At 67.8% G+C, this 21455-nt stretch carries 15 protein-coding genes; 9 read left to right on the top strand and 6 right to left on the bottom strand.

What is annotated here, in order from left to right; genetic code table 11:
* Window positions 1-39: 39 nt before the first annotated feature.
* Genes DM480_RS03320 through DM480_RS03310 form a run of 3 tightly spaced genes read right to left on the bottom strand, consistent with a single transcriptional unit; the run spans window position 40 to window position 6138 of the window.
* On the bottom strand, window positions 40-1656 hold the full coding sequence (locus tag DM480_RS03320) for an efflux transporter outer membrane subunit (protein WP_115377545.1): 1617 nt from the start codon (window positions 1654-1656) through the stop codon (window positions 40-42).
* The gene (locus DM480_RS03315; RefSeq protein ID WP_115377544.1) at window positions 1656-4922 is read right to left on the bottom strand and encodes an efflux RND transporter permease subunit; all 3267 of its coding nucleotides are present in this window, start codon (window positions 4920-4922) and stop codon (window positions 1656-1658) included. The genes DM480_RS03320 and DM480_RS03315 overlap by 1 nt, the downstream gene beginning before the upstream one ends.
* Window positions 4923-4926: 4 nt before the next feature.
* Window positions 4927-6138: an efflux RND transporter periplasmic adaptor subunit gene (locus tag DM480_RS03310; RefSeq protein WP_405053278.1), complete on the bottom strand. Its 1212-nt coding sequence runs from the start codon at window positions 6136-6138 to the stop codon at window positions 4927-4929.
* Between the two features lie 217 nt (window positions 6139-6355).
* On the opposite strand from DM480_RS03310, the gene rpiA reads away from it, so the two are divergent.
* The 7 genes from rpiA to proS all read left to right on the top strand — a co-directional run bounded on the left by rpiA (window position 6356) and on the right by proS (window position 14722).
* Complete coding sequence (rpiA, locus tag DM480_RS03305) at window positions 6356-7057, top strand: ribose-5-phosphate isomerase RpiA (protein WP_115377543.1); 702 nt, start codon at window positions 6356-6358, stop codon at window positions 7055-7057.
* A 72-nt stretch (window positions 7058-7129) separates the two neighbouring features.
* A complete protein-coding gene (gene tkt / locus DM480_RS03300) occupies window positions 7130-9223 on the top strand; it encodes a transketolase (protein ID WP_115377542.1) in 2094 nt (697 codons plus the stop codon).
* Window positions 9223-10347 carry a transaldolase gene (gene tal / locus DM480_RS03295; RefSeq protein ID WP_115377541.1) on the top strand — a complete coding sequence of 375 codons (1125 nt, stop codon included), beginning with the start codon at window positions 9223-9225 and terminating at the stop codon, window positions 10345-10347. The genes tkt and tal overlap by 1 nt, the downstream gene beginning before the upstream one ends.
* 85 nt (window positions 10348-10432) lie before the next feature.
* Window positions 10433-11410 (top strand): phosphogluconate dehydrogenase (NAD(+)-dependent, decarboxylating), encoded by a 978-nt coding sequence (gene gnd, locus DM480_RS03290; RefSeq protein WP_232834101.1) that lies wholly within the window; start codon window positions 10433-10435, stop codon window positions 11408-11410.
* Window positions 11407-12222 (top strand): Cof-type HAD-IIB family hydrolase, encoded by an 816-nt coding sequence (locus tag DM480_RS03285; RefSeq protein ID WP_115377539.1) that lies wholly within the window; start codon window positions 11407-11409, stop codon window positions 12220-12222. Before gnd ends, DM480_RS03285 begins: the two co-directional genes overlap by 4 nt.
* On the top strand, window positions 12219-12965 hold the full coding sequence (locus tag DM480_RS03280; RefSeq protein WP_115377538.1) for an HAD-IIB family hydrolase: 747 nt from the start codon (window positions 12219-12221) through the stop codon (window positions 12963-12965). Before DM480_RS03285 ends, DM480_RS03280 begins: the two co-directional genes overlap by 4 nt.
* Before the next feature lie 224 nt (window positions 12966-13189).
* Window positions 13190-14722: a proline--tRNA ligase gene (gene proS, locus DM480_RS03275; RefSeq protein ID WP_115377537.1), complete on the top strand. Its 1533-nt coding sequence runs from the start codon at window positions 13190-13192 to the stop codon at window positions 14720-14722.
* A gap of 108 nt (window positions 14723-14830) precedes the next feature.
* Here proS and trhO read toward each other — a convergent pair whose 3' ends face one another.
* Entirely contained in the window at window positions 14831-15751 is a 921-nt protein-coding gene (gene trhO, locus DM480_RS03270; RefSeq protein WP_115377536.1) for an oxygen-dependent tRNA uridine(34) hydroxylase TrhO, read from the bottom strand.
* A gap of 44 nt (window positions 15752-15795) precedes the next feature.
* Here trhO and DM480_RS03265 point away from each other — a divergent pair, with 44 nt between their 5' ends.
* Window positions 15796-18054, top strand: coding sequence for a ribonuclease R family protein (locus DM480_RS03265; RefSeq protein WP_198665886.1), 2259 nt, complete (start codon window positions 15796-15798; stop codon window positions 18052-18054).
* Complete coding sequence (locus tag DM480_RS03260; protein WP_115377535.1) at window positions 18051-18380, top strand: hypothetical protein; 330 nt, start codon at window positions 18051-18053, stop codon at window positions 18378-18380. Before DM480_RS03265 ends, DM480_RS03260 begins: the two co-directional genes overlap by 4 nt.
* Window positions 18381-18389: 9 nt before the next feature.
* On the opposite strand, the gene DM480_RS03255 is transcribed toward DM480_RS03260, so the two are convergent.
* Window positions 18390-19538, bottom strand: a complete 1149-nt coding sequence (locus DM480_RS03255; RefSeq protein WP_115377534.1) for a saccharopine dehydrogenase family protein — start codon at window positions 19536-19538, stop codon at window positions 18390-18392.
* A gap of 121 nt (window positions 19539-19659) precedes the next feature.
* Entirely contained in the window at window positions 19660-21426 is a 1767-nt protein-coding gene (locus tag DM480_RS03250) for an ABC transporter transmembrane domain-containing protein (RefSeq protein ID WP_115377533.1), read from the bottom strand.
* Window positions 21427-21455: the final 29 nt, after the last annotated feature.

The following is a 21455-nucleotide window of genomic DNA, read 5'->3' as shown; positions in this document are numbered from 1 at the left end:
CGCTTGCCCGGAGCGTAAGAGCCGGGCCGAGCGAGGCGGTCAGGGCCGGGTTTCGGACCGCGGGGCGCCGCTCGGGCTGACCGGCTTCGGCCCATCCGGCGTCGCCTCCAGCGAGGAATCGCCGCCGATCGCGGTGTACAGCGTGACGCGGTTGGTCGCGTCGGTCAGCTGCGTCGCAACCAGCGTGCGCTGCGCCGAATAATAGGATCGCTGCGCATCCAGGCTCGACAGGAACGTGTCGATGCCCCCCTGATAGCGCGCGTTGGTCAGGCGCAACGTATCGGCCGCCGCGGTCTGGAAATTCGTGTTGGCGCGCAGCTGGTCGGCGATTGTCCCCTGGCGGGCGAGCGCATTGGCGGTTTCCTGGAACGCCGTCTGGATCGCCTTTTCATAGGTCGCGAGCGCCGCGTCGCGCTGCGCTTCGGTATAGCGGACGTTGGCGCGCGCCGCGCCGCCTTGGAAGATCGAATAGCTGACGCTGGGGGCGACCGAATAGCTGAATGCCCCGCTGGAAAACAGCGAGGTCAGCGCGTTGCTGGCGAAGCCGAGCACACCGGTCAGCGACAGGCGCGGGAACAGCGCCGCGCGCGCCGCGCCGATCTGCGCGTTATAGGCGCGCAGCTGGTATTCGGCCTGTACCACGTCGGGGCGGCGCAACAGGATGCTGCTGTCGAGCCCGGCCGGCAGCGAGGCGATCGTCGCGCGCGCTTCCTCGATCGAGGCGGGGAGGAGCGCGGGATCGACCGGCGCGCCGACCAACAGTTGCAGCGCGTTGACGTCCTGCGCCACCAATGTGCGCTGCTGGGCGAGGTCGGCGTTCGCCGTCTCCAGGATTTGCTGCGCCTGGGTCAGGTCGGTGCGCGGGCTGACGCCGCCGTCGAGCCGGGCCTGCGTCAGCCGCACGCTTTTCGCGGCGCTCGTCGCGGTGTCCTGTGCGATCTTGAGCAGGCTGCGGTCGGACGCATAGGTCAGCCAGCCGGAGGCGACATCGCCGACCAGCGTCAGCCGCGTCGCGCGCGCGCCCGCCTCGGTCGCGAAATAGCGATCAAGCGCCGCGCGCGACAGCGAGCGCAACCGACCGAACAGGTCGATCTCGAACGCGGTGGTGCCGATGTTCGCCGACCAGCTACTGCCCGAACCGCTGGTGGTGACCGTGCCGGTTCCGGTTCCGTTGCCCGCGCTCGCGCCGGTGCCCGTGTCGACGCCGCCGGTGCCGGTGCCCGTACCCGTACCGGTACCTGTACCCGGCGTAGTGCCCGTACCGGTCCCCGTCCCGGTACCCGTCGAACCCGTCGCCACCGTCGTCGCGCCGCGGCCACCGTCGGTATAGGTGTAGCGGCCGTTGGCGCTGACCGTCGGCAGCACGTTCGCGCGCTGGATACGATATTGCTCGCGTGCCGCCACGATATTGGCCGCCGCGGTGCGCAGGTCGCGGTTGTTGGCCAGCGCCTGGTCGATCAGCCGCTGCAGCCGCACGTCCTTGAACACGTCGCGATAAGTGATCGCGGGCAGCGACGCCTCGCTCTGGCGCAGATAGGCGTCGCCAACCGGCCACGATGCGGGCACCGGCAGTTCGGAGCGAACGTACTTCGGCTCCATCGAACAGCCCGCAAGGATGGTCGACGCCAGCGCGAGGGTCGGGACGAGGCGGCGCATCAGGCAGGCTCCGGCGCATGGGGCGGGGTGGTGGCGGGCGGCATCGGGGGCGCGGGCGGATTGCCGTCGTCGCCATCATGGCCGCCATGGTGCCCGACCGGCTTGCCGCGCAGCCGGGCGAGGCCGTCGCGCACGCCGCGACGCACGAGCACGAAGAACAGCGGGATATAGAAGATGGCGAGCACCGTCGCGGTCAGCATGCCGCCGATGACGGCGGTACCGATCGCAATGCGGCTGTTCGCGCCCGCGCCCGTCGAGACGGCTAACGGCAGCACGCCAAAGATGAACGCGAAACTGGTCATCAGGATCGGCCGGAGACGGATTTTCGCCGCCTCCAGCGCCGCGTCGATGACGCGCGCGCCCTTGCGTTCCGCCTGTTCGGCGAATTCGATCATCAGGATCGCGTTCTTCGCGGCGAGACCCATCGTCGTCAGCAGGCCGATCTGGAGATAGACGTCGTTAGTAAGGCCGCGCAGGGTCACGAACGCGATCGCGCCGATCAGGCCGAGCGGGATGACGAGCAGCACCGCGAACGGGATCGACCAGCTTTCGTACAAGGCGGCCAGGCACAGGAACACGACGAGGATGGACAGCCCGTAGAGCAGCGGCGCCTGGCCCGAGGACAGCCGCTCCTGATAGCTGAGGCCGGACCAGGCAATCGAGGTGCCGGGGATTTGCGCGGCGAGCTGGCTGATCCGCGTCATCGCATCGCCCGAACTGACGCCCTTCGCGCCGGATCCCGAAAATTCGAACGAGGAAATGCCGTTGAAGCGCGACAGCGTGGTGGGCGCGGTCGACCAGCCCGTTTTGGAAAAGGACGAAAAGGGCGCCATCTGGCCGTTCGACCCGCGTACGAACCACTGCTTCAGGTCTTCGGGCGAAGAGCGATATGGCGCATCGCCCTGTACGTAGACGCGCTTCACGCGGCCGCGGTCGATGAAGTCGTTGACATACTGCCCACCCCAGGCGGTGGTGAGCGTGGAATTGACGTTGGCCTGCGTGAGGCCCAGCGCGGCGAGCTTCTGTGCGTCGGCATCGATGCGCAGGGTCGCGATGTCGGGAAGCTCGGTGAGGCGGACCGACGCGAGCTTCGGATCGGCATTCGCCATGCCGAGCAACTTGTCGCGCGCTGCGTTGAACTGCTCTTGCGTCAGGCCGCCGGTGTTCTGAAGCTCCATGGTGAAGCCGTCGGTGGACCCGAGACCGCGGATCGCCGGCGGCACGAGCACGAACACGCGTGCATCGCGCAGGGCCCGGAAGGCCGCGGACGCACGGGTGGTGATGGTATCGGCGGTGTTCTCGCTGCCCTTGCGGTCTTTCCAGTCGACGAAATTGAGGAAGCCCTGCCCAGTATTCTGGCCGGACGCGCCGCCGCCGCCGCCGCCCGCAACCGTGAAGAGCACGGCCGTGTTCTTGGGCTCGTAATGCGTGAAATAACTTTCGACCTGGCGCTGGACCTGCAGGGTGCGCGCCTGCGTGGCACCGGCAGGCAGCTGGAACTGAATGCTCGCGGCGCCCTGATCCTCGGTCGGCAGAAAGCCCGTCGACAGCCGTAGGAACAGCACCGCGAGCAGGGCGACGACGCCGAGGTAGATCAGGAGAAACATCCACTTGCGGTCGATTACCGTCTGCACGGCGGCGGTATAGCGTTGCACGCCGCGGTCGAAGGTGCGGTTGAACCAGTCGGACGCCTTCGTTCCCCAGCCGGCGACGCGCGGGAAGCGGCGCTTGAACCCTTGCGCCTCTTCGGCTTCCTTCGACCTCTGCTTGAGAAGCGAGGCGGTGAGCGCGGGCGACAGGATCAGCGCGACGAGCACCGACAGCACCATCGCCGACACGATCGTCAGCGAGAACTGGCGATAGATGACGCCCGTCGATCCACCGAAGAACGCCATCGGCAGGAACACCGCGGACAGGACGAGCGCGATCGCGATCAGCGCGACGCTGATCTCGCTCATCGACTCGATCGTCGCCTCGCGCGGCGTCATGTCCGGATTCTCTTCCATCAACCGCTCGACGTTCTCAACCACGACGATGGCATCGTCGACGAGCAGACCGATGGCGAGCACCAGCCCGAACAGCGTCATCGTGTTGATCGAGAAGCCGGCGACGTGGAAGATCGCGAACGTGCCGAGCAGCACCACGGGCACCGCGATCCCGGGCACCAGCGTCGCGCGCCAACTTTGCAGGAAGACGAACATCACGATGACGACGAGGATGATCGCCTCGATCAGCGTCTTGACCACCTCTTCGATCGACAGTTTGATGAACGCGGTGGTGTCGTTGGCGTAGGCGACTTTGAGGCCGGCCGGGAATCCCTTTGCCACGCGCGCGACCTCGGCCTTCACCAGCTCGGCGGTCTTGAGCGCGTCGGCGCCCGGCGCGAGCAGCACGGCGATGCCGGCGCCCGGATGGCGATTGATGCGGCTGACGGAGGCATAGCTTTCCGCGCCGAGCTCGATCCGGGCGACGTCCGACAGCCGCACGGTGGCGCCCGACGGCAGCGTCTTGAGGATGATCTGCCGGAACTGCTCGGGCGTCTGGAGCCGCGATTGCGCGGTGACGGTGGCGTCGAGCATCTGGTCGGGGCCGGACGGCAGGCCGCCGACCTCGCCCGCCGCGACCTCGGTGTTCTGGCTCTGGATCGCGGTGACCACATCGGCAGGGATCAGCTGGACGCTCGCCAGCTTTGCGGGGTTCAGCCAGATGCGCATCGCATATTGCGAGCCATAGACGTTGACGTCGCCAACCCCGGGCACCCGGCCGAGCGGGTCCTGCAGATTGGATACCAGATAGTCGGCGACGTCGATATTGGAGCGCTTGTCGGTCTCGTCATAGACGCCGACGATCAGCAGGTTGTCGGGGTTCGACTTGCGGACGACGAGGCCCTGTTGCTGCACCTGTTGCGGCAGGCGCGAGACGCCCTGCTGCACCTGGTTTTGCACCTGGACCTGCGCGATGTCGGGATCGGTGCCCTTCTGGAACGTCGCGGTGATCGTCACCTGCCCGCGGCTGGACGAGGAGGACTGGAAATAGAGCAGGCCGTCGATGCCCGTCAGCTGCTGCTCGATGATCTGCGTCACCGAATTCTGCAGCGTCTGCGCCGATGCCCCGGGGAAGGTCGCGCGGATCGATACCTGCGGCGGCGCGACGTCGGGATATTGCGCGATCGGCAGCGACAGGATCGCGCCGACGCCGGCAAGCATGGTGATGATCGCCAGCACCCATGCAAAGATGGGGCGGTCGATGAAGATGCGGCTGATCATCGGTTCAGCGCCCGCCCCGGCCGCCTGCGCCGCCTTTTTCCTGGGCCTGCTTCATCTGCTCGGGCGAGGGCGGCTTCACCGTTTGCGGAGCGTTGGCGGGAACGGGCTTGATCGCCTGATTGGGCTTCACGTTGGCAAGGCCCTGGGCGATGACTTTGTCGCCGGAATTGAGGCCCGCGGTCACCACCCAGTTCGTGCCCTGCGTGCGGTCGGCGGTAATGGAGCGCTGAACCGCCTTGTTATTCGGACCGACGACGAACAGCGTCGCATTGCCCTTCGGATCGCGCGACACCGCCTGCTGCGGCACCAAGAAGGCGCGCGTGTTGATCGCCTGCGCGAAGCGGGCGCGTACGAACATGCCGGGCAACAGCAAGCCTTGCGGATTGGGGAAGCGCGCGCGCAGCGTGACGGTCCCGGTCTGCGTGTCGACCACCGTTTCGGCGAATTCGACCGTACCGGTCTGGCCGTAATCACTGCCGTCCTCCAGCATCAGGCGGACCTGCGCAGAGGCGGGAATGACCCCGCCCTGCGACAGGCTGCGGCGCAGGCTGAGCAGGTCGGCGGCGGATTGCTGGATATCGACGAACATCGGGTCGAGCCGCTGGATCTGCGCCAGCGGATCGGTCTGGCTGGACGACACCAGCGCGCCGACGGTGTACAGCGACCGGCCGATGCGCCCGGTGATCGGCGCGGGCACGGTGGTGAAGCTCAGGTTGACGCGCGCGGTTTCCAATGCGGCGCGGTTCTGCGCCACTGACGCGGCGGCCTGACGCGCGGTGGCGACCGCATTGGTGTAATCCTGCTTGGATACCGCCTCGATCTGCGCGAGCGGGCGGTAGCGGTCGGCCTGGATTCGCGTCGCCTCGGCATTCGCCTGTGCGCTCAGCAGGTTCGCCTGCGCCTGGTTGACGGAGGCGCGATAGAGGCGCGGATCGATCTCGTAGAGCGGCTGGCCCTTACGGACGATCGTGCCCTCCGTGAAGAAGCGGCGACGGATGATGCCGTTGACCTGCGGGCGCACGTCCGAGCTTTCGTATGCGCTGGTGCGGCCGGCGAGTTCGGTGACCATCGCGGCGTCGGACGGCTGAACGACGACATATCCGACCGTGACGGGACCTTGGTTGGCGCCGCGCGCGCCCTTGTCCTTTGCCGAGCCGTCGCCGCAGGCCGACAGCGCGAGCGTTGCGGCAAGAGCGGTGACGGTAAGGGCGGTCACGGGGACGGACGACAGGCGGCGCCCGCGAATCGATGCTGTGTTCAAGGTGCGTATACCCGTTCGAATCTCGGCTCGCGCAGCCGACACCGCGCGGTAATGCTCGATGGCGGCGAACGGTTGCGTGTCGCAGACCAATGCAGATCAAACCGGCGGAAAAGCAAGCCGACGACGGCGTTATTAATGTCGCAAATTGTCGCAATGGAGAAAGGCCGCTGTCATGAATTCACCGCTCGAGATGGACCGGGACAAGGCGGCGGCGGCCGCGGCCGCGGTCGCCGAGGTGCGGGACGGCATGCTCGTCGGCCTGGGAACGGGATCGACCGCGACGCATGCGATCCGCCTGCTCGGCGCGCGCGTCGCGGCGGAGCGGCTGGCGATCCGCGCGGTCGCAACGTCGCGGGCGAGCGAGGCGCTGGCGCGCGACCTGGGCATCGCGATGCTCGATTTCGCCGACGTGCCGCGCATCGACCTGACGATCGACGGCGCCGACGAGATCGATGCACGGCTTTTCGCGATCAAGGGCGCGGGCGGCGCGATGCTGCGCGAGAAGACCGTCGCGGCGGCATCGGACCGGATGGTCGTGATCGCGGATGCGACGAAGCGCGTCGCCGCGATCGGTGCAGGCGCCCGCGTGCCGGTCGAGGTGCTGCCGTTCGCGCGCGCCTCTGTGCTTCTGGCGCTCGGCGCGCTCGGGGATGCGGCGCTGCGTATGGTGTCGGACGCGCCCTATCGCACCGATAACGGCAATCTGATCGCCGATTGCGCGCTCGACCTTGCCGACCCGCCTGCCATCGCCGCGAATTTGTCGGCCATCCCCGGCGTGCTCGGCCACGGCCTATTCCTCGTTGAGGTCGACGCGGCCTATATCGCCGACGGCAGTGTCGTTTCGCGGCTGGAACGGGACGGACGAGGCGGCTAAGGCGCGGGGCAAGACAGGCAACCGGATCGGACGCGCCGCGTTCGGACCGCGACAAGAGCGAGGCCCTTTCCCATGTCCGACACCATTTCCCCCTCCGCCGGTGCGCCTGACGCGTCGATCCGCGAAGACGGTTCGCTCGCGCGGCTGACGATCGATACCATCCGCACTTTGTCGATGGACGCGGTGCAGAAGGCGAATTCCGGCCATCCCGGCACGCCGATGGCGCTGGCGCCGGTCGGCTATACCTTGTGGTCGCAGTTTCTGCGCTACGATCCCGCGCATCCCGACTGGCCCAATCGCGACCGGTTCGTGCTGTCGGTCGGCCATGCGTCTATGCTGCTGTACAGCCTGATTCATCTGGCCGGGATCGAGGAGATCGACGCCAAGGGCACCAAGACTGGCCGCGAGGCGGTGAGTCTCGCGGATATCGAACAGTTCCGCCAGCTGTCGTCGAAGACCCCGGGTCACCCGGAATATCGCCACACCACCGGCGTCGAGACGACGACCGGGCCGCTCGGCGCAGGCGCGGGCAATTCGGTCGGCATGGCGATCGCCGAGCGCTGGCTTGCGGCGCGCTACAACAAGCAGGGCTTCGCGCTGTTCGACCATGACGTCTATGCCCTCTGCGGCGACGGCGACATGATGGAGGGCGTGTCGGCCGAGGCGGCGAGCCTGGCGGGCCACCTCAAGCTGTCGAACCTGTGCTGGATCTACGACAGCAACCACATCTCGATCGAGGGCGGCACCGACCTCGCGTTCGACGAGGACGTGGGCAAGCGCTTCCAGGCCTATGGCTGGAACGTCATCCACGTCGACGACGCCAACGATACCGCGACCTTCGCGCATGCAATCGAGACGTTCAAGGCGACGCACGACAAGCCGACCTTCATCGTCGTCCACTCCGTCATCGGCTGGGGCAGTCCCAAGGCGGGCAGCGAGAAGGCGCACGGCGAGCCGCTGGGCGCCGACAACGTCAAGGCGACGAAGCGCGCCTACGGCTGGCCGGAGGACAAGGACTTCTACGTTCCCGAGGGCGTGCGCGAGCATTTCCATGGTGCTCTGAAGGATCGCGGCGGCAAGCTGCGCGACGAATGGGTCGCGCTGTTCGACCGCTATCGCGCCGAGCATCCGGACCTCGCCGCCGAACTCGACCTGATGCTCAAGGACGAGCTGCCCGAGGGCTGGGACGCCGACATCCCCGCCTTCCCGGCCGATGAGAAGGGGCTCGCCAGCCGCGATTCGGGGGGCAAGGTGCTCAACGCGCTCGCCGGCAAGGTGCCGTGGCTGATCGGCGGCTCCGCCGACCTCGCGCCGTCGACGAAGACCGATATCAAGGGCAAGGACAGTTTCGAGGCCTCGAACTACGGCGGCCAGAACTTCCACTTCGGCGTGCGCGAGCACGGCATGGGCGCGGTGGTCAACGGCATGTCGCTGTCGCACCTGCGTTCCTATGGTTCCACCTTCCTCGTTTTCGCCGATTATATGCGCCCGCCGATTCGGCTGTCGGCGATCATGGAACTCGCGAGCATCTGGGTCTTCACGCACGATTCGATCGGCGTCGGCGAGGACGGGCCGACGCATCAGCCGATCGAGCATCTCGCATCGTTGCGCGCGATCCCCGGCCTCGACACGATCCGTCCGGGCGACGCCAACGAGGTCGCCTATGCCTGGCGCGCCGCGTTGGAGGATGCCAGCCGACCGACCGCGTTGATCTTCTCGCGCCAGGCGCTGCCGACACTCGACCGCGAGAAATACGCGCCGGCGGAAGGGACGCTGAAGGGCGGCTATGTGCTCGCCGACTCAGAAGGCACCCCCGACGTGATCCTGATCGCGACTGGCAGCGAGCTGGCGCTGGTCGTGCAGGCGCACGAAAAGCTGAAGGCGGACGGCGTGAAGAGCCGCGTCGTCTCCTTGCCGAGCTGGTACCGCTACGAGCTCCAGTCGGAGGAATATAAGGAGAGCGTGCTGCCCAAGGCGGTCAAGGCGCGGCTCGCGGTCGAGCAGGCCGGACCGATCGGCTGGGATCGTTACGTGGGTTATGAAGGTCGCCAGATCACCATGTCGACGTTCGGCGCCTCCGCCCCCATATCCAAGCTGCAGGACAAATACGGCTTCACCGTCGACAATGTCGTCAAGGTGGCCAAGGACATGCTGGAGACGAAGTGATGAGCACGCTCAAGGACCTCAGCCAGGCGGGCACCGCGGTGTGGCTGGACTTCGTCGACCGCAAGTTCCTGGAGGCTGGCGGCCTCCAGAAGCTCGTTGACGCGGATGGCCTGACCGGGGTCACGTCGAACCCGTCGATCTTCGAAAAGGCGATGGGTCATGGCGACGCCTATGACCAGACGCTTGCCGAATTCGACAAGGCGCACCCCGATGCGGCGACGATCGACCGGTACGAGGCGCTCGCGATCCAGGACATCAAGGCCGCGGCCGAGACGCTGAAGCCCGTCTACGACCGGCTCGACGCCAAGGACGGCTACGTCAGCCTGGAAGTGTCGCCGTATATCGCCGATGACACCGATGCGACGATCGCCGAAGCGGAAAAGCTGTGGCACGCGGTCGATCGACCCAACCTGATGATCAAGATCCCCGGCACCCCCGCCGGTGCGCCTGCGATCAGCGCGACGATCGCCAAGGGGATCAACGTCAACGTCACGTTGCTGTTCTCGAAGGATGCCTACATCCGCGTCGCCGAAGCTTATGCGACGGGCCTCGAGGAGCGGGTGCGTCAAGGCCAGCCGATCGACCGGATCGCCAGCGTCGCCAGCTTCTTCGTCAGCCGCATCGACTCGGCGATCGACAAGGCGATCGACGAGCGCGTCGCGGCGGGCGACGCAGAGGCGGATGCGCTGAAGGCGCTGCGCGGCAAGGTCGCCATCGCCAATGCCAAGCTGGCGTATCAGTGGTTCCTCGACTTCGAGAAGTCCGACCGCTGGCAGGCGCTCGCCGCCAAGGGCGCGCAGCCGCAGCGTCTGCTGTGGGCGTCGACAGGCACGAAGGACAAGGCCTATCCCGACACGCTCTATGTCGACACGCTGATCGGTCGCGACACGGTCAACACCATGCCGCCCGCGACGATGGACGCGTTCCGCGACCACGGCACCGTCGCCGAGACTCTGACCGCCGACGTCGACGACGCGCGTCACGTGCTCGCCGAGGCGGAGCGGCTGGGCCTCGATCTCGACGGCGTCACGGGACGGCTGGTCGAGGAGGGCGTCGCTTCCTTCGCCAAGGCGTTCGACGACCTGCTCGGGGCGATCGCGGCCAAACAGCCCGCCGCTGCCTGAACGTGATGTTCCTCCGCCGCGGCGCAACGGAACGGCCGCGGCGGAGTTTGACGCTGCATCTTCTTCCCCACGGGACATGGCACACATGAAGATCGGTTTGATCGGACTAGGCCGCATGGGCGGCAACATCGCGCGGCGCCTGATGAAGGCGGGTCACGAGGTCGTCGCCTTCGACCGCGCCAAGGAGGCGGTGGACAAGCTTGCCGCCGATGGCGCGATCCCGGCGAACTCGCTCGACGACATGCGCGCCAAGCTGGACACGCCGGCGATCTGGTGGGTGATGCTGCCCGCCGGTGGCCCGACCGAGGACACGATCCAGGCGATCGCCGAGAGCGCGCGCGATGGCGATGTCGTGATCGACGGCGGCAACAGCTTCTACAAGGATGATATCCGCCGCGCCAAGGTCTTGCGCGACAAGGGCGTGCATTACGTCGACGTCGGCACGTCGGGCGGCGTCTGGGGGCTGGAGCGCGGCTATTGCATGATGATCGGCGGCGACGCCGACACGGTGACGATGCTCGACCCGATCTTCGAGGCTTTGGCGCCGGGCTATGGCACGATCCCGCGGACGCCGGGCCGCGAGGGCGAGGATCCGCGCGCGGAAAAGGGATATATCCACGCAGGCCCGGCGGGCGCGGGCCATTTCGTCAAGATGGTCCACAACGGCATCGAATACGGCCTGATGCAGGCTTATGCCGAAGGGTTCGACATCCTGAAGGGCAAGAACAGCGACAAGCTGCCCGAGGACGAGCGCTTCGACCTCAACCTGACCGACATCGCCGAAGTGTGGCGGCGCGGCAGCGTCATCTCGTCGTGGCTGCTCGACCTGACCGCGATCGCGCTGGCGAAGGATGCCGCGCTCGAACAGTTCAGCGGCAGCGTCGCCGATTCGGGCGAGGGGCAGTGGACGATCGATGCGGCGATGGAGGAAAAGGTGCCGGCCAACGTGCTCACCGCCTCGCTCTTCGCACGCTACCGCAGCCGTATCGAGCATACCTATGGCGACAAGGTGCTCTCCGCCATGCGCTTCGGCTTCGGCGGTCACGTCGAAATCCCGCAATGAGCCCGATCCGACTGGTCGTGTCCGACATCGACGGCACGCTCGTCGACAAGGGCAAGCAACTAACCCCCGCCACCGCCGATGCGGTGCTGCGGCTGGAGCAGGCGGGCGTCGGCTTTTCGGTGATCAGCGCAAGGCCGCGGTCGGGCATCATGCCGATCGCGCAGACATTGGGCATCGACGCGCCGATGGCGGCATTCAACGGCGGCATCATCTTTCGCCGCGACGGGACCGTCGAGGAACACCATGTCGTCGACCCGGATGTCGTGCGCGCCGTGATGGATGTCGCGACGGACGCGAAGGTCGACACCTGGGTGTTCGCGGACGACCGCTGGTATGCCTCGACCGACGAGGGGGAGCATGTCGCGCACGAGCGGCTGGCGTCCAACCAGGACCCCGTCGTCACCACCGATTTCGCCCCCTATCTCGATCACGCCGACAAGGTGACGTTCGTCAGCGACGATCACGATCTGCTGAAATCGCTGGCGGATCGCTGCAAGTCCTTCGCGGATCGTGCGACGATCGTGCAGAGCCAGGTCTATTACCTCGACGTCACCGCGCTCGCGGGCAACAAGGGCGACGGCGCGCGCGCGCTCGCCCGCGCGTTCGACGTGCCGCTCGACGCGACGGTAGCGATCGGCGACCAGTTCAACGACGTGCCGATGCTCGACATCGCCGGCTTCTCGATCGCGATGGGCAACGCGCCTGATGCCGTGAAGGCGAAGGCGGATGCCGTGACCCGAGCCAACGACGCCGACGGCGTCGCGTACGCGATCGATACCCTCATCTTCCCCCGTATTGGAGTTTCCGCATGAAAGAGCTGGTTGCGTTCGACCTCGATGGAACCCTGGCCGAGAGCAAACAGCCGTTGCAGGACCCGATGGGAGAGGCGCTCGCCGACCTGCTCGGCGTTGCGCATGTCGCGGTGATCTCCGGCGGCGACTGGCCGCAGTTCGACAAGCAGGTGGCGAGTCGCCTGCCCGCGCGCGCCGACCTGTCGAAACTGTGGCTGATGCCGACGACGGGCACGAAGCTCTACACCCACCGCGACGGCCAATGGTCGCCCGTCTACGCCGAACTGTTCGACGACGAGACCAAGGCAAAGATCCTGAAGGCGTTCGACGAGTCGCTGGAAGCGACGGGCTTTGTACCGGAAAAGACCTGGGGCGAGCGGATCGAGGATCGCGGCAGCCAGATCACCTTCTCCGCGCTCGGCCAGCAGGCGCCGATCGACGCGAAGGAACATTGGGACCCGAAGTTCGAGAAGCGCAAGGTGATCCAGGCCGATCTCAAGCAGCGCCTGCCCGGCCTGTCGATCAATATGGGCGGCGCGACGTCGATCGACATCACGCGTGAGGGCGTCGACAAGGCGTACGGCCTCAAGAAACTGCGCGACGCGAGCGGCATCCAGCTCGACAAGATGATGTTCATCGGCGACGCGATCTTCCCGGGCGGCAACGATTATCCGGCGAAGGAACTGGGCCTCGACACCGTCAAGGTGCGCGATCCGGAGGAAACGCTGTCGGTGATCGCCGCGATCGTTGCCTGCCAGAAGTAACGCCCACGAAATCACGAGAAGCGCAGACAGAGATACTTCCCGGCGAAGGCCGGGGCCCAGTCGGGATGGCCGAAGTAAGAAGCGCGGCGCTCGCAACCCCCGTCGCCCAACTGGACCCCGGCCTTCGCCGGGGAATGACGTTTGATGCCATCGTTACCGGGTTTTCCCTTCCGGGTGGAAAATCCCGGTGACGGACCCGGCGCGGCGCGATAATCGCGGGCGCCATGATCAAGCACGCTTTGCCCGTCACCCGCGCCGCCGATTTCGCCGCCTGGTATCAGTCCGTCATCACCGAAGCCGACATGGCCGAGGAATCGGGTGTGCGCGGCTGCATGGTCATCCGGCCGTGGGGATATGGCATCTGGGAACGCATCCAGCGGCTGCTCGACGATCGCATCAAGGCGACGGGGCATGAGAATTGCTATTTCCCGCTGTTCATCCCGCTCTCCTATTTCGAAAAGGAGGCGGAGCATGTCGACGGCTTCGCCAAGGAGATGGCGGTCGTCACGCACCACCGGCTGATCGGTGACGGCAAGGGCGGTCTGGTTCCCGATCCCGAGGCGAAGCTGGAGGAGCCGCTCGTCATCCGCCCGACGTCGGAAACGGTGATCGGCACGGCGTTCGCGCGCTGGATCCAGTCGTGGCGCGACCTGCCCGTGCTCATCAACCAATGGGCCAATGTCGTGCGGTGGGAGATGCGCACGCGCATGTTCCTGCGCACCGCCGAATTTCTGTGGCAGGAGGGGCATACCGCCCACGCCACCGTGGACGAGGCGCGCGCCGAAACGCTGCAGATGCTCGACGTCTATCGCAGCTTCACCGAGGATTGCCTTGCGATGCACGTCATCGCGGGCGAGAAGCCGGAGAACGAGCGCTTCCCGGGCGCGGTCGAGACCTGGTCGATCGAGGCGATGATGCAGGACGGCAAGGCGCTTCAGGCCGGGACCAGCCACTTCCTGGGCGACAATTTCGCGCGCGCGCAGAACATCCGCTTCCAGAATGCCGAAGGGCAGCTGGAGCATGCGCAGACGACGAGCTGGGGCGTGTCGACGCGGATGATCGGCGGCATGATCATGGTGCACGGTGACGACGATGGCATGCGCGTGCCGCCGCGCGTCGCGCCTTGGCAGGTGGTGATCGTGCCGATGCTCCGCGACCAGCCCGAGGATGAAGCGCTGCTCGCTTATTGCCGCGATCTGCAGAAGGAACTCGTCGGCCTGACCGCGCTCGGCGAGCCGGTACGCGCGATGGTCGATGCGCGCGCGCAGAAGGCCGCGACCAAGCGCTGGGGCTGGGTGAAGAAGGGCGCGCCGGTGGTGATCGAGGTCGGCGGCCGCGACATGGCGGGCGGCAACGTCTCCGTCATCCGCCGCGACCGGTTGTATCGCGAGGACGGCAAGCTCGATTCGGTCGTGACGCCGCGCGGCGATTTCGTGGCGGGCGCCGCGCAGCTGCTCGAGGATATCCAGGCAGAGCTGCATCGCCAGTCGACCGAGGCGCTGAAGGCGCAGATCGTGCCGGTTGACGATTGGGCGGGGGTCGAGGCGCATTTCGCGGATGGCCGCAAAAATCCGGGCTGGGTCGACGTGCGCTGGTCGAAGCCGACGGGCGCCGCGCTCGACGCGGTGGTCGAGCGGCTGAAGGCGCTGAAGCTGACGATCCGCAACGCGCCGCAGGGGCAGGGCGCGATCGAGGGCGTCTGCGTCTTCACCGGCGCGCCTGCGGTGGAACGCGTGCTGCTCGCGCGGGCCTATTGATCGACGCCTCGCACCCGCCCTCACCCTATCGGTCGCTATGCGACCTCTTCCCTCTCCCGTTGGGAGAGAGAGGGAGCGGCGAAGCCGCGGAAGGGTGAGGGCGGGCGGTCAGTCGGGGTATCTCGCCCCGACATGCGCCGCGCCGCGCTTCGCCGCGAGTTCGACCTGCCGATGCCGCTCTGCCGCACGCGCCTTCGTCTCGGCATCGCGCGTCGCGTGGCAATGCGGGCAAGAGACGCCCTCGACATAGAGCGGCGAGGCGCGGTCCGCTTCGCTGACGGGCATGCGACACCCGCGGCACAGGCTGTGGCTGCCCGGCTCCAGACCGTGGCCAACCGCGACGCGCTCGTCGAAGACGAAGCATTCACCCTGCCAGCGGCTGTCCTCAACCGGCGTTTCTTCCAGATATTTGAGGATGCCGCCCTTCAGGTGGAACACGTCTTCTACCCCTTCCGCCTTGAGGAAGGCGGTCGCCTTTTCGCAGCGGATGCCGCCGGTGCAGAACATCGCGACGCGCGCCTTGCCCGCGAGCAACGCGTCGCGGTGATCGCGGAACCAAGTGGGGAAGTCGCGAAAGCTCACGGTGCCGGGGTCGACCGCGCCCGCGAACGTGCCGACCGCGACTTCGTAATCGTTGCGCGTGTCGATGACGAGCGTCGCGGGATCGGTGATCAGCGCGTTCCAGTCGGCGGGGGCGACATAGGTGCCCGGGTCGGTCGGGTCGATGTCGGGCATGCCCATCGTCACGATCTCGCGCTTCAGCCGCACCTTTGTACGATGGAAGGGCATCGCGTCGGCGGACGAGAATTTGACGTCGAGGGCCGCGCAACCGGGCAGCGCGCGTATGCGCGCGAGCACCGCGTCGATCCCTGCGCGCGGCCCGGCGATCGTGCCGTTGATACCTTCGCGCGCCAGCAACAGCGTGCCGCGCACGCCCTGCGCCTCGCACAGGGCGAGCAGCGGCGCGCGCAGCGCCGCGGGATCTTCGAGCCGGGTGAAGTGGTAAAGCGCGGCGACGGTGACGGACATGGGCCGCGCTTTCGCAGAAAACGGCGGCGGCCCCAAGTCTTGCGATGACGCGGGCGCGTGGTGCGCCTATCTTCGCCGATGTGGCGAAAAAACCCAGACCCGGCCTGCCGACGCGGCAGCAGATCCTCGATTTCATCGAACGTTCGGACACCCCAGCGGGCAAGCGCGAGATCGCGCGCGCCTTTGGCCTAAGCGCGCAGGACAAGATCGCGCTGAAGGCACTGCTCAAGGACATGGCGGACGAAGGGCTGATCGATTCCGCCCCCGGTCGCGCCTTTCACAAGATGGGTGGCCTGCCCAAGGTGACGGTGCTGCGCATCGCCGACGTCGACGACGGCGGCAACGTCTGGGCGGTGCCCGATCGCTGGGAAGCCGACGGCCCCGCGCCGCGGCTGCGGGTGCGCGAACGCAAGCGCGGCTCGCTGGGCGTCGGCGAGCGTGTGCTGGCGCGCACCGAGGAGGCGGGCAACGGCTGGATCGCGCACCCGATGAAGACGCTGGCCAAGGCGTCGGAGCAGGTGCTGGGCGTGCTGCGCGAGGAGGCGGGGCGGTTCTGGCTGACCAGTGTCGACAAGAAGGAGCGGCGCGAGTTCGCCGTGTCCGATGCGGGCGGCGCCGGGCCGGGCGACCTGGTGCTGGCGGAAAAGGGCGGCCGGCCGCCGCGCCTCACCGCGCGCGTGGTCGAGAAACTGGGCGACCCGTTCGCGCCGAAAAGCTTCTCGCTGATCGCGATCCACAAGCACGACATCCCCGATGTCTTCCTGCCCGAAACGCTGGACGAGGCGGCCCGCGTTGCGACGCAGCCGCTGGGCGAGGATCGCGAGGATCTGCGGCATCTGCCGATCGTCGCGATCGACCCCGCCGACGCGCGCGATCATGACGATGCGGTCTGGGCGGCGCCCGACGACGATCCCGCCAATGCGGGCGGGTGGAAGGCGGTGGTCGCGATCGCCGACGTCAGTTTCTACGTTCGCCCCGGCTCTGCGCTCGATCGCGATGCGCGGCGGCGCGGCAATTCGGTCTATTTTCCCGACCGCGTCGTGCCGATGCTGCCCGAGATCCTTTCGGCTGATGTGTGCTCGTTGAAGGAGGGCGTCGATCGCGCCGCGCTCGTCTGTCACCTGCAGGTCACCAAGGCGGGTGCGTTGAAGAGCTGGCGCTTCACGCGCGCGGTGGTGCGGATCGCCGCGAACATCGCTTATGAGGACGCACAGACGGTGATCGACGCGGGCGAGGGCGCGAGGATCGATGCGCTGCGCCCCTTATGGGCGTGCTGGCGCGCGCTGTCGAAGGCGCGCGATGCGCGCGAGCCGCTCGACCTCGACCTGCCCGAACGGCGCGTCGTGCTCGACGAAAAGGGCCGGCTGCTCTCCGTCGCGCCGCGCGAGCGGCTGGATGCGCATAGGCTGATCGAGGATTACATGATCGCCGCCAACGTTGCCGCCGCCAAGGCGTTGGAGGCGAAGAAGGCGCCGGTGATGTACCGCGTCCACGAACCGCCCGCGCGCGAGAAGCTCGTCGCGCTGAAGGAGTATCTGGAGACGTTCGGCGTCCCCTTCGCACTGGGGCAGGTGATCCGCCCGGCGACGTTCAACCACATCCTGACCCGGATCGGCGATGCCGATTTCCGGCCGCAGGTGATGGAACAGGTGCTACGCACACAGACGCAGGCCTATTACGCCCCCGCCAATCACGGGCATTTCGGTCTCGCGCTCGGCTCCTACGCGCATTTCACCTCGCCGATCCGGCGCTACGCCGATCTGCTCGTTCACCGCGCGCTGGTCGGCACCTATGCGCTGGGGCCGGGCGCGCTGACGCCAGACGAGGCGGCGGGGATGGAGCGGATCGGCACCGCGATCAGCGGCCTCGAACGCCGCGCGATGGAGGCGGAGCGCGACACGCTCGACCGCTATGTCGCCGCCTATCTGTCCGAACGTGTCGGGGAGACGCTGTCGGCGCGGATCACCGGCGTGCAGAATTTCGGCTTCTTCGCGACCGTTGAGGGGATCGGCGGCGACGGCCTCGTCCCCGTGCGCGACCTCGGCGGGGAATATTTCCGTTATGACGAGGCGGCGCGGCAATTGGTCGGCGAGGACAGCGGCGACGTCTATGCGCTGGGCCAGCGGCTGGAGCTGCGGCTGGCGGAGGCGAACCCGGTGTCGGGCGCACTCCGCTTCGAGCTTCCCGGCGGCAAGGGCGCGGCGCCGCCGCCGCGCTATGGCGACAAGCCCGGCCGGCGCGACCGCGTCGTCGGCAAGCGCGGGCGACCCGGCAACATCCGTCACCAGGGCCGGCGGCGGTGAGCGACCTGCGTCTCGTCCCGCCGCCCGCACCGCGCCTACGCGACCATTATCTGGTCCAGGGCACCGTCGCGCCGCACTTCGTCGAGGCGGGGGCGCTGACGATGGCGGAGGCGATCGCGTTCCGGCCCGCCGACACGCGACAGGCGAAGGAACTGGCGGCGATGGTCGCGGACGGGTCGATCCGCACGTTGGGCAACGGCCGCTTCTGGTTCGACATAGACGCCTATGAAGCCGCCGCCGCGGTGCGGCGGCGGCGGCGCCTGCCCGTTATCCTGCTGGTCGCGATCATCGTCGCGGTTGCCGCCTTGTTTTTCTATCGGGGCTGAACCGCGCGCCTACCCTGCCGTGAACGTCAGTCCCGCCTTCGCCTCCAGCCGATCGCGCAGGCGTGTGCCGAGCAATGCGCCCGGTGTCCAAACGCCGCCATCGCCCGGGGTTTCGACCAGGCAGCGTGCGGTCTCCGCGATCATTTTGCTCGTCGATCCGTAACCTGGGTCGCGATCCCCTGTCACCACTGCGTCGAAGCGCGCGCCGTCGGGCATCAGGCCGACGAACAACAGGTCGTAATAGCCGCTTTCACGCTCCTCCTTGCTCGGACCCTCTCCGGGCTTGGGGCCGCCGTCGCCAGCGAACGGATTAAACTTGGCGATCGCATCCGCTGCCGCTTTGCCCATCTCGCCCAGCCCCGCGACCATCATCTCGTCATAGACGAAGTCCGCGCCATAAGGGTGGCCGAGCAGAAAATTCGTGCGGTGGACGTTCTTGGTGTTGATCGCCGCCATCACGAACGGCGCGACCCAGGTGTTCAGCGTCGGGTCGAACTCGGGGAGCATACCGGTCGGCTGGTGCGGGCCGGCGAAGCCCGGTGTCAGCGCGAAGGGATTGGTGAGCAGGCCGATCGTCGACGGATCGCGCGCGGCGGCGGCGATCGTCGCGCGCGCGCTCGCCGCGGTGCCGCCGGAGAACGTGCCCTTCATCGCGCGCACACGGCCCTTCACGCGCGGCGCGGGCTGGCCGTATTTCGCGCGGGCGCAATCCTGCAACGTCATCACGCCGAGGTCGAAGGGGATCGAGTCGAAGCCGCAGCTGAACACGATGCGCGCACCGGTCCGCTGCGCCTCGGCATGGTGCGCGTCGATCATGTGGCGCATCCACGCCGGTTCGCCGCACAGGTCGACATAGGCGGTGCCCGCCGCGACGCAGGCGGCAACGAGGTGGTTGCCGTAAAGCTGGTAGGGGCCGACCGTGGTCAGCACCACCTCGGTCCGTGCGGCCATCGCGGCGAGCGCGGCGGGATCGTCCGAATCGGCGACGATCAGCGGCACGTCCGCCGGCGCCCCGATCAGGTCGCGCACCTCCTGAAGCTTGGTGAGGCTGCGGCCCGCCATCGCCCAGCGCGGCGCGCCCTCAGCGACCAGATATTCGGCGACCAGCCGGCCAGTGAAGCCTGTCGCGCCATATACGATGATATCGAAGTCGCGCATCTGATCCTCTCCCGCATGCGGTAGGGGCTAGGGAGGGCGATAGCCGCCTGCGCCGCTGGTTTCGGGGGCAATATGCCCTCCGCCGACCTCTCCCGCAATCGGGAAGGGAGCAGGCGGGAACCTATTCCGCCGCGTGGAACTGGAGGCTGGCGAGCCGCGCATAAAGGCCGCCGCGGTCGATCAGCGTCGCGTGCGTGCCCTCCTCGACGATCCTTCCCGCGTCCATCACGACGATCCGCTGCGCCGCGCGCACGGTCGCCAGGCGGTGCGCGATGACAAGCGTGGTGCGGTTCTCCATCAGCCGTTCCAGCGCCTGCTGCACCAGCCGTTCGCTCTCGGCGTCAAGCGCGCTCGTCGCCTCGTCGAGCAGCAGGATCGGCGCGTCACGCAGCAGCGCACGGGCGATGGTGATGCGTTGGCGCTGCCCGCCCGAAAGCCGCGCGCCGCCCTCGCCCAGGAACGTGTCGAGCCCCTCCGGCAGTGCGCGCAGGAAGTCGGCGGCGTTCGCCGCTTCCGCCGCCGCCCACAACATGTCGTCGCTCGCCTGCCAGTCGCCGTAGCGCAGATTGTCGCGCGCGCTCGCGCCGAAGATCACGGTTTCCTGCGGCACGATCGCCATCTGCGCGCGGATCGCCGCCGGATCCGCCTCGGTCAGGTCTACGCCATCGAGCAGGATGCGGCCCGCGGTCGGATCGTAGAAGCGCTCGGCGAGCTGGAAGAGCGTCGACTTGCCCGCGCCCGACGGGCCGACGACGGCGACCGTCTCGCCCGGCCGGATCGCGAGGTTGAGGCCGTCGAGCGCCGCGACCTCCGGTCGGGTCGGGTAGCGGAAATGGACGTCGTCAAAGGTCAGCGCGCCGCGCACCGGCACGGGCAGCGGCATCGGCGCGGCGGGGCGCGCGATCTCCGGCTTTTCCGCGAGCAGTTCCGCGATCCGTCCCGCGGCACCCGCACCGCGCAAAAGGTCGCCATAGACTTCGGTCAGCGCGCCGAACGCGCCGGCGACGATGCCGCCGGTCATGACGAAGGCGAACATGCCCCCGCCCGTCAGCCGGCCCGCGGCGACGTCGGCGACGCCTTCCCACACGACGAGCGTGATCGACCCGAAGATCAGGCCGATCATGATCGCGGTCATCAGCGCCCGCAGCAGCACGCGCTGCTTCGCCGCGGCGAAGGTCGCATCGACCGCGCCGTGAAAGCGGTGCGCCTCGCGCTCTTCTTGGCCGAACGCCTGGACGATCTTCATCGCGCCCAGCGTCTCGGTCACCATCGCGCCGACGTCGGCAATCCGGTCTTGCGACGCGCGCGAATGCGCACGAATGCGCCGGCCGAAGATCGTCACCGGCAGGATGATGAGCGGGATGCCGAGCAGCAGCATGCCCGCCAGTTTTGGCGAGAGCACGAACAGATAGGCCATGCCGCCGATGCCGGTCGCGGTGTTGCGCAGCGCGATCGACACCGTGCCGCCGACCACCGTTTCGATCAGCGTCGTGTCGGAGGTGAGGCGCGAGGCGATCTCGGACGGACGGTTTTCCTCGAAGAAACGCGGCGTCAGGCTGAGCAGGTGGCGCTGCACCTGCAGCCGGATGTCCGCGACGACACGCTCGCCGAGCCAGGAGACGTGGTAGAAGCGGATCGCGGTCGCCACCGCGAGCACCGCGACGATCATCAGCAGATAGTGGAAGGACGACGACACCGACCCCGCAGCGCCGGGGCCGAAGCCGTTGTCGATCACCCGTTTGAAGCCATAGGGGATGGCGATCGTCGCGGCCGAGGTGGTAATCAGCGCGAGCAGCGCGATGGCGAGGTGGCGCGGGTAGCGCAATACGCGCTGCCAGACGAGGCGGAGGTCGCCGAGGCGGCGGCCGGAGGGCGGGGAAGCGGCCATGATGCTCGCGCGCCTAGCAGCGGGGGGCG

It is taken from the genome of Sphingomonas sp. FARSPH, from assembly GCF_003355005.1.
GTDB lineage: Bacteria > Pseudomonadota > Alphaproteobacteria > Sphingomonadales > Sphingomonadaceae > Sphingomonas.
This window is presented reverse-complemented; position numbering and strand designations above follow the sequence as displayed.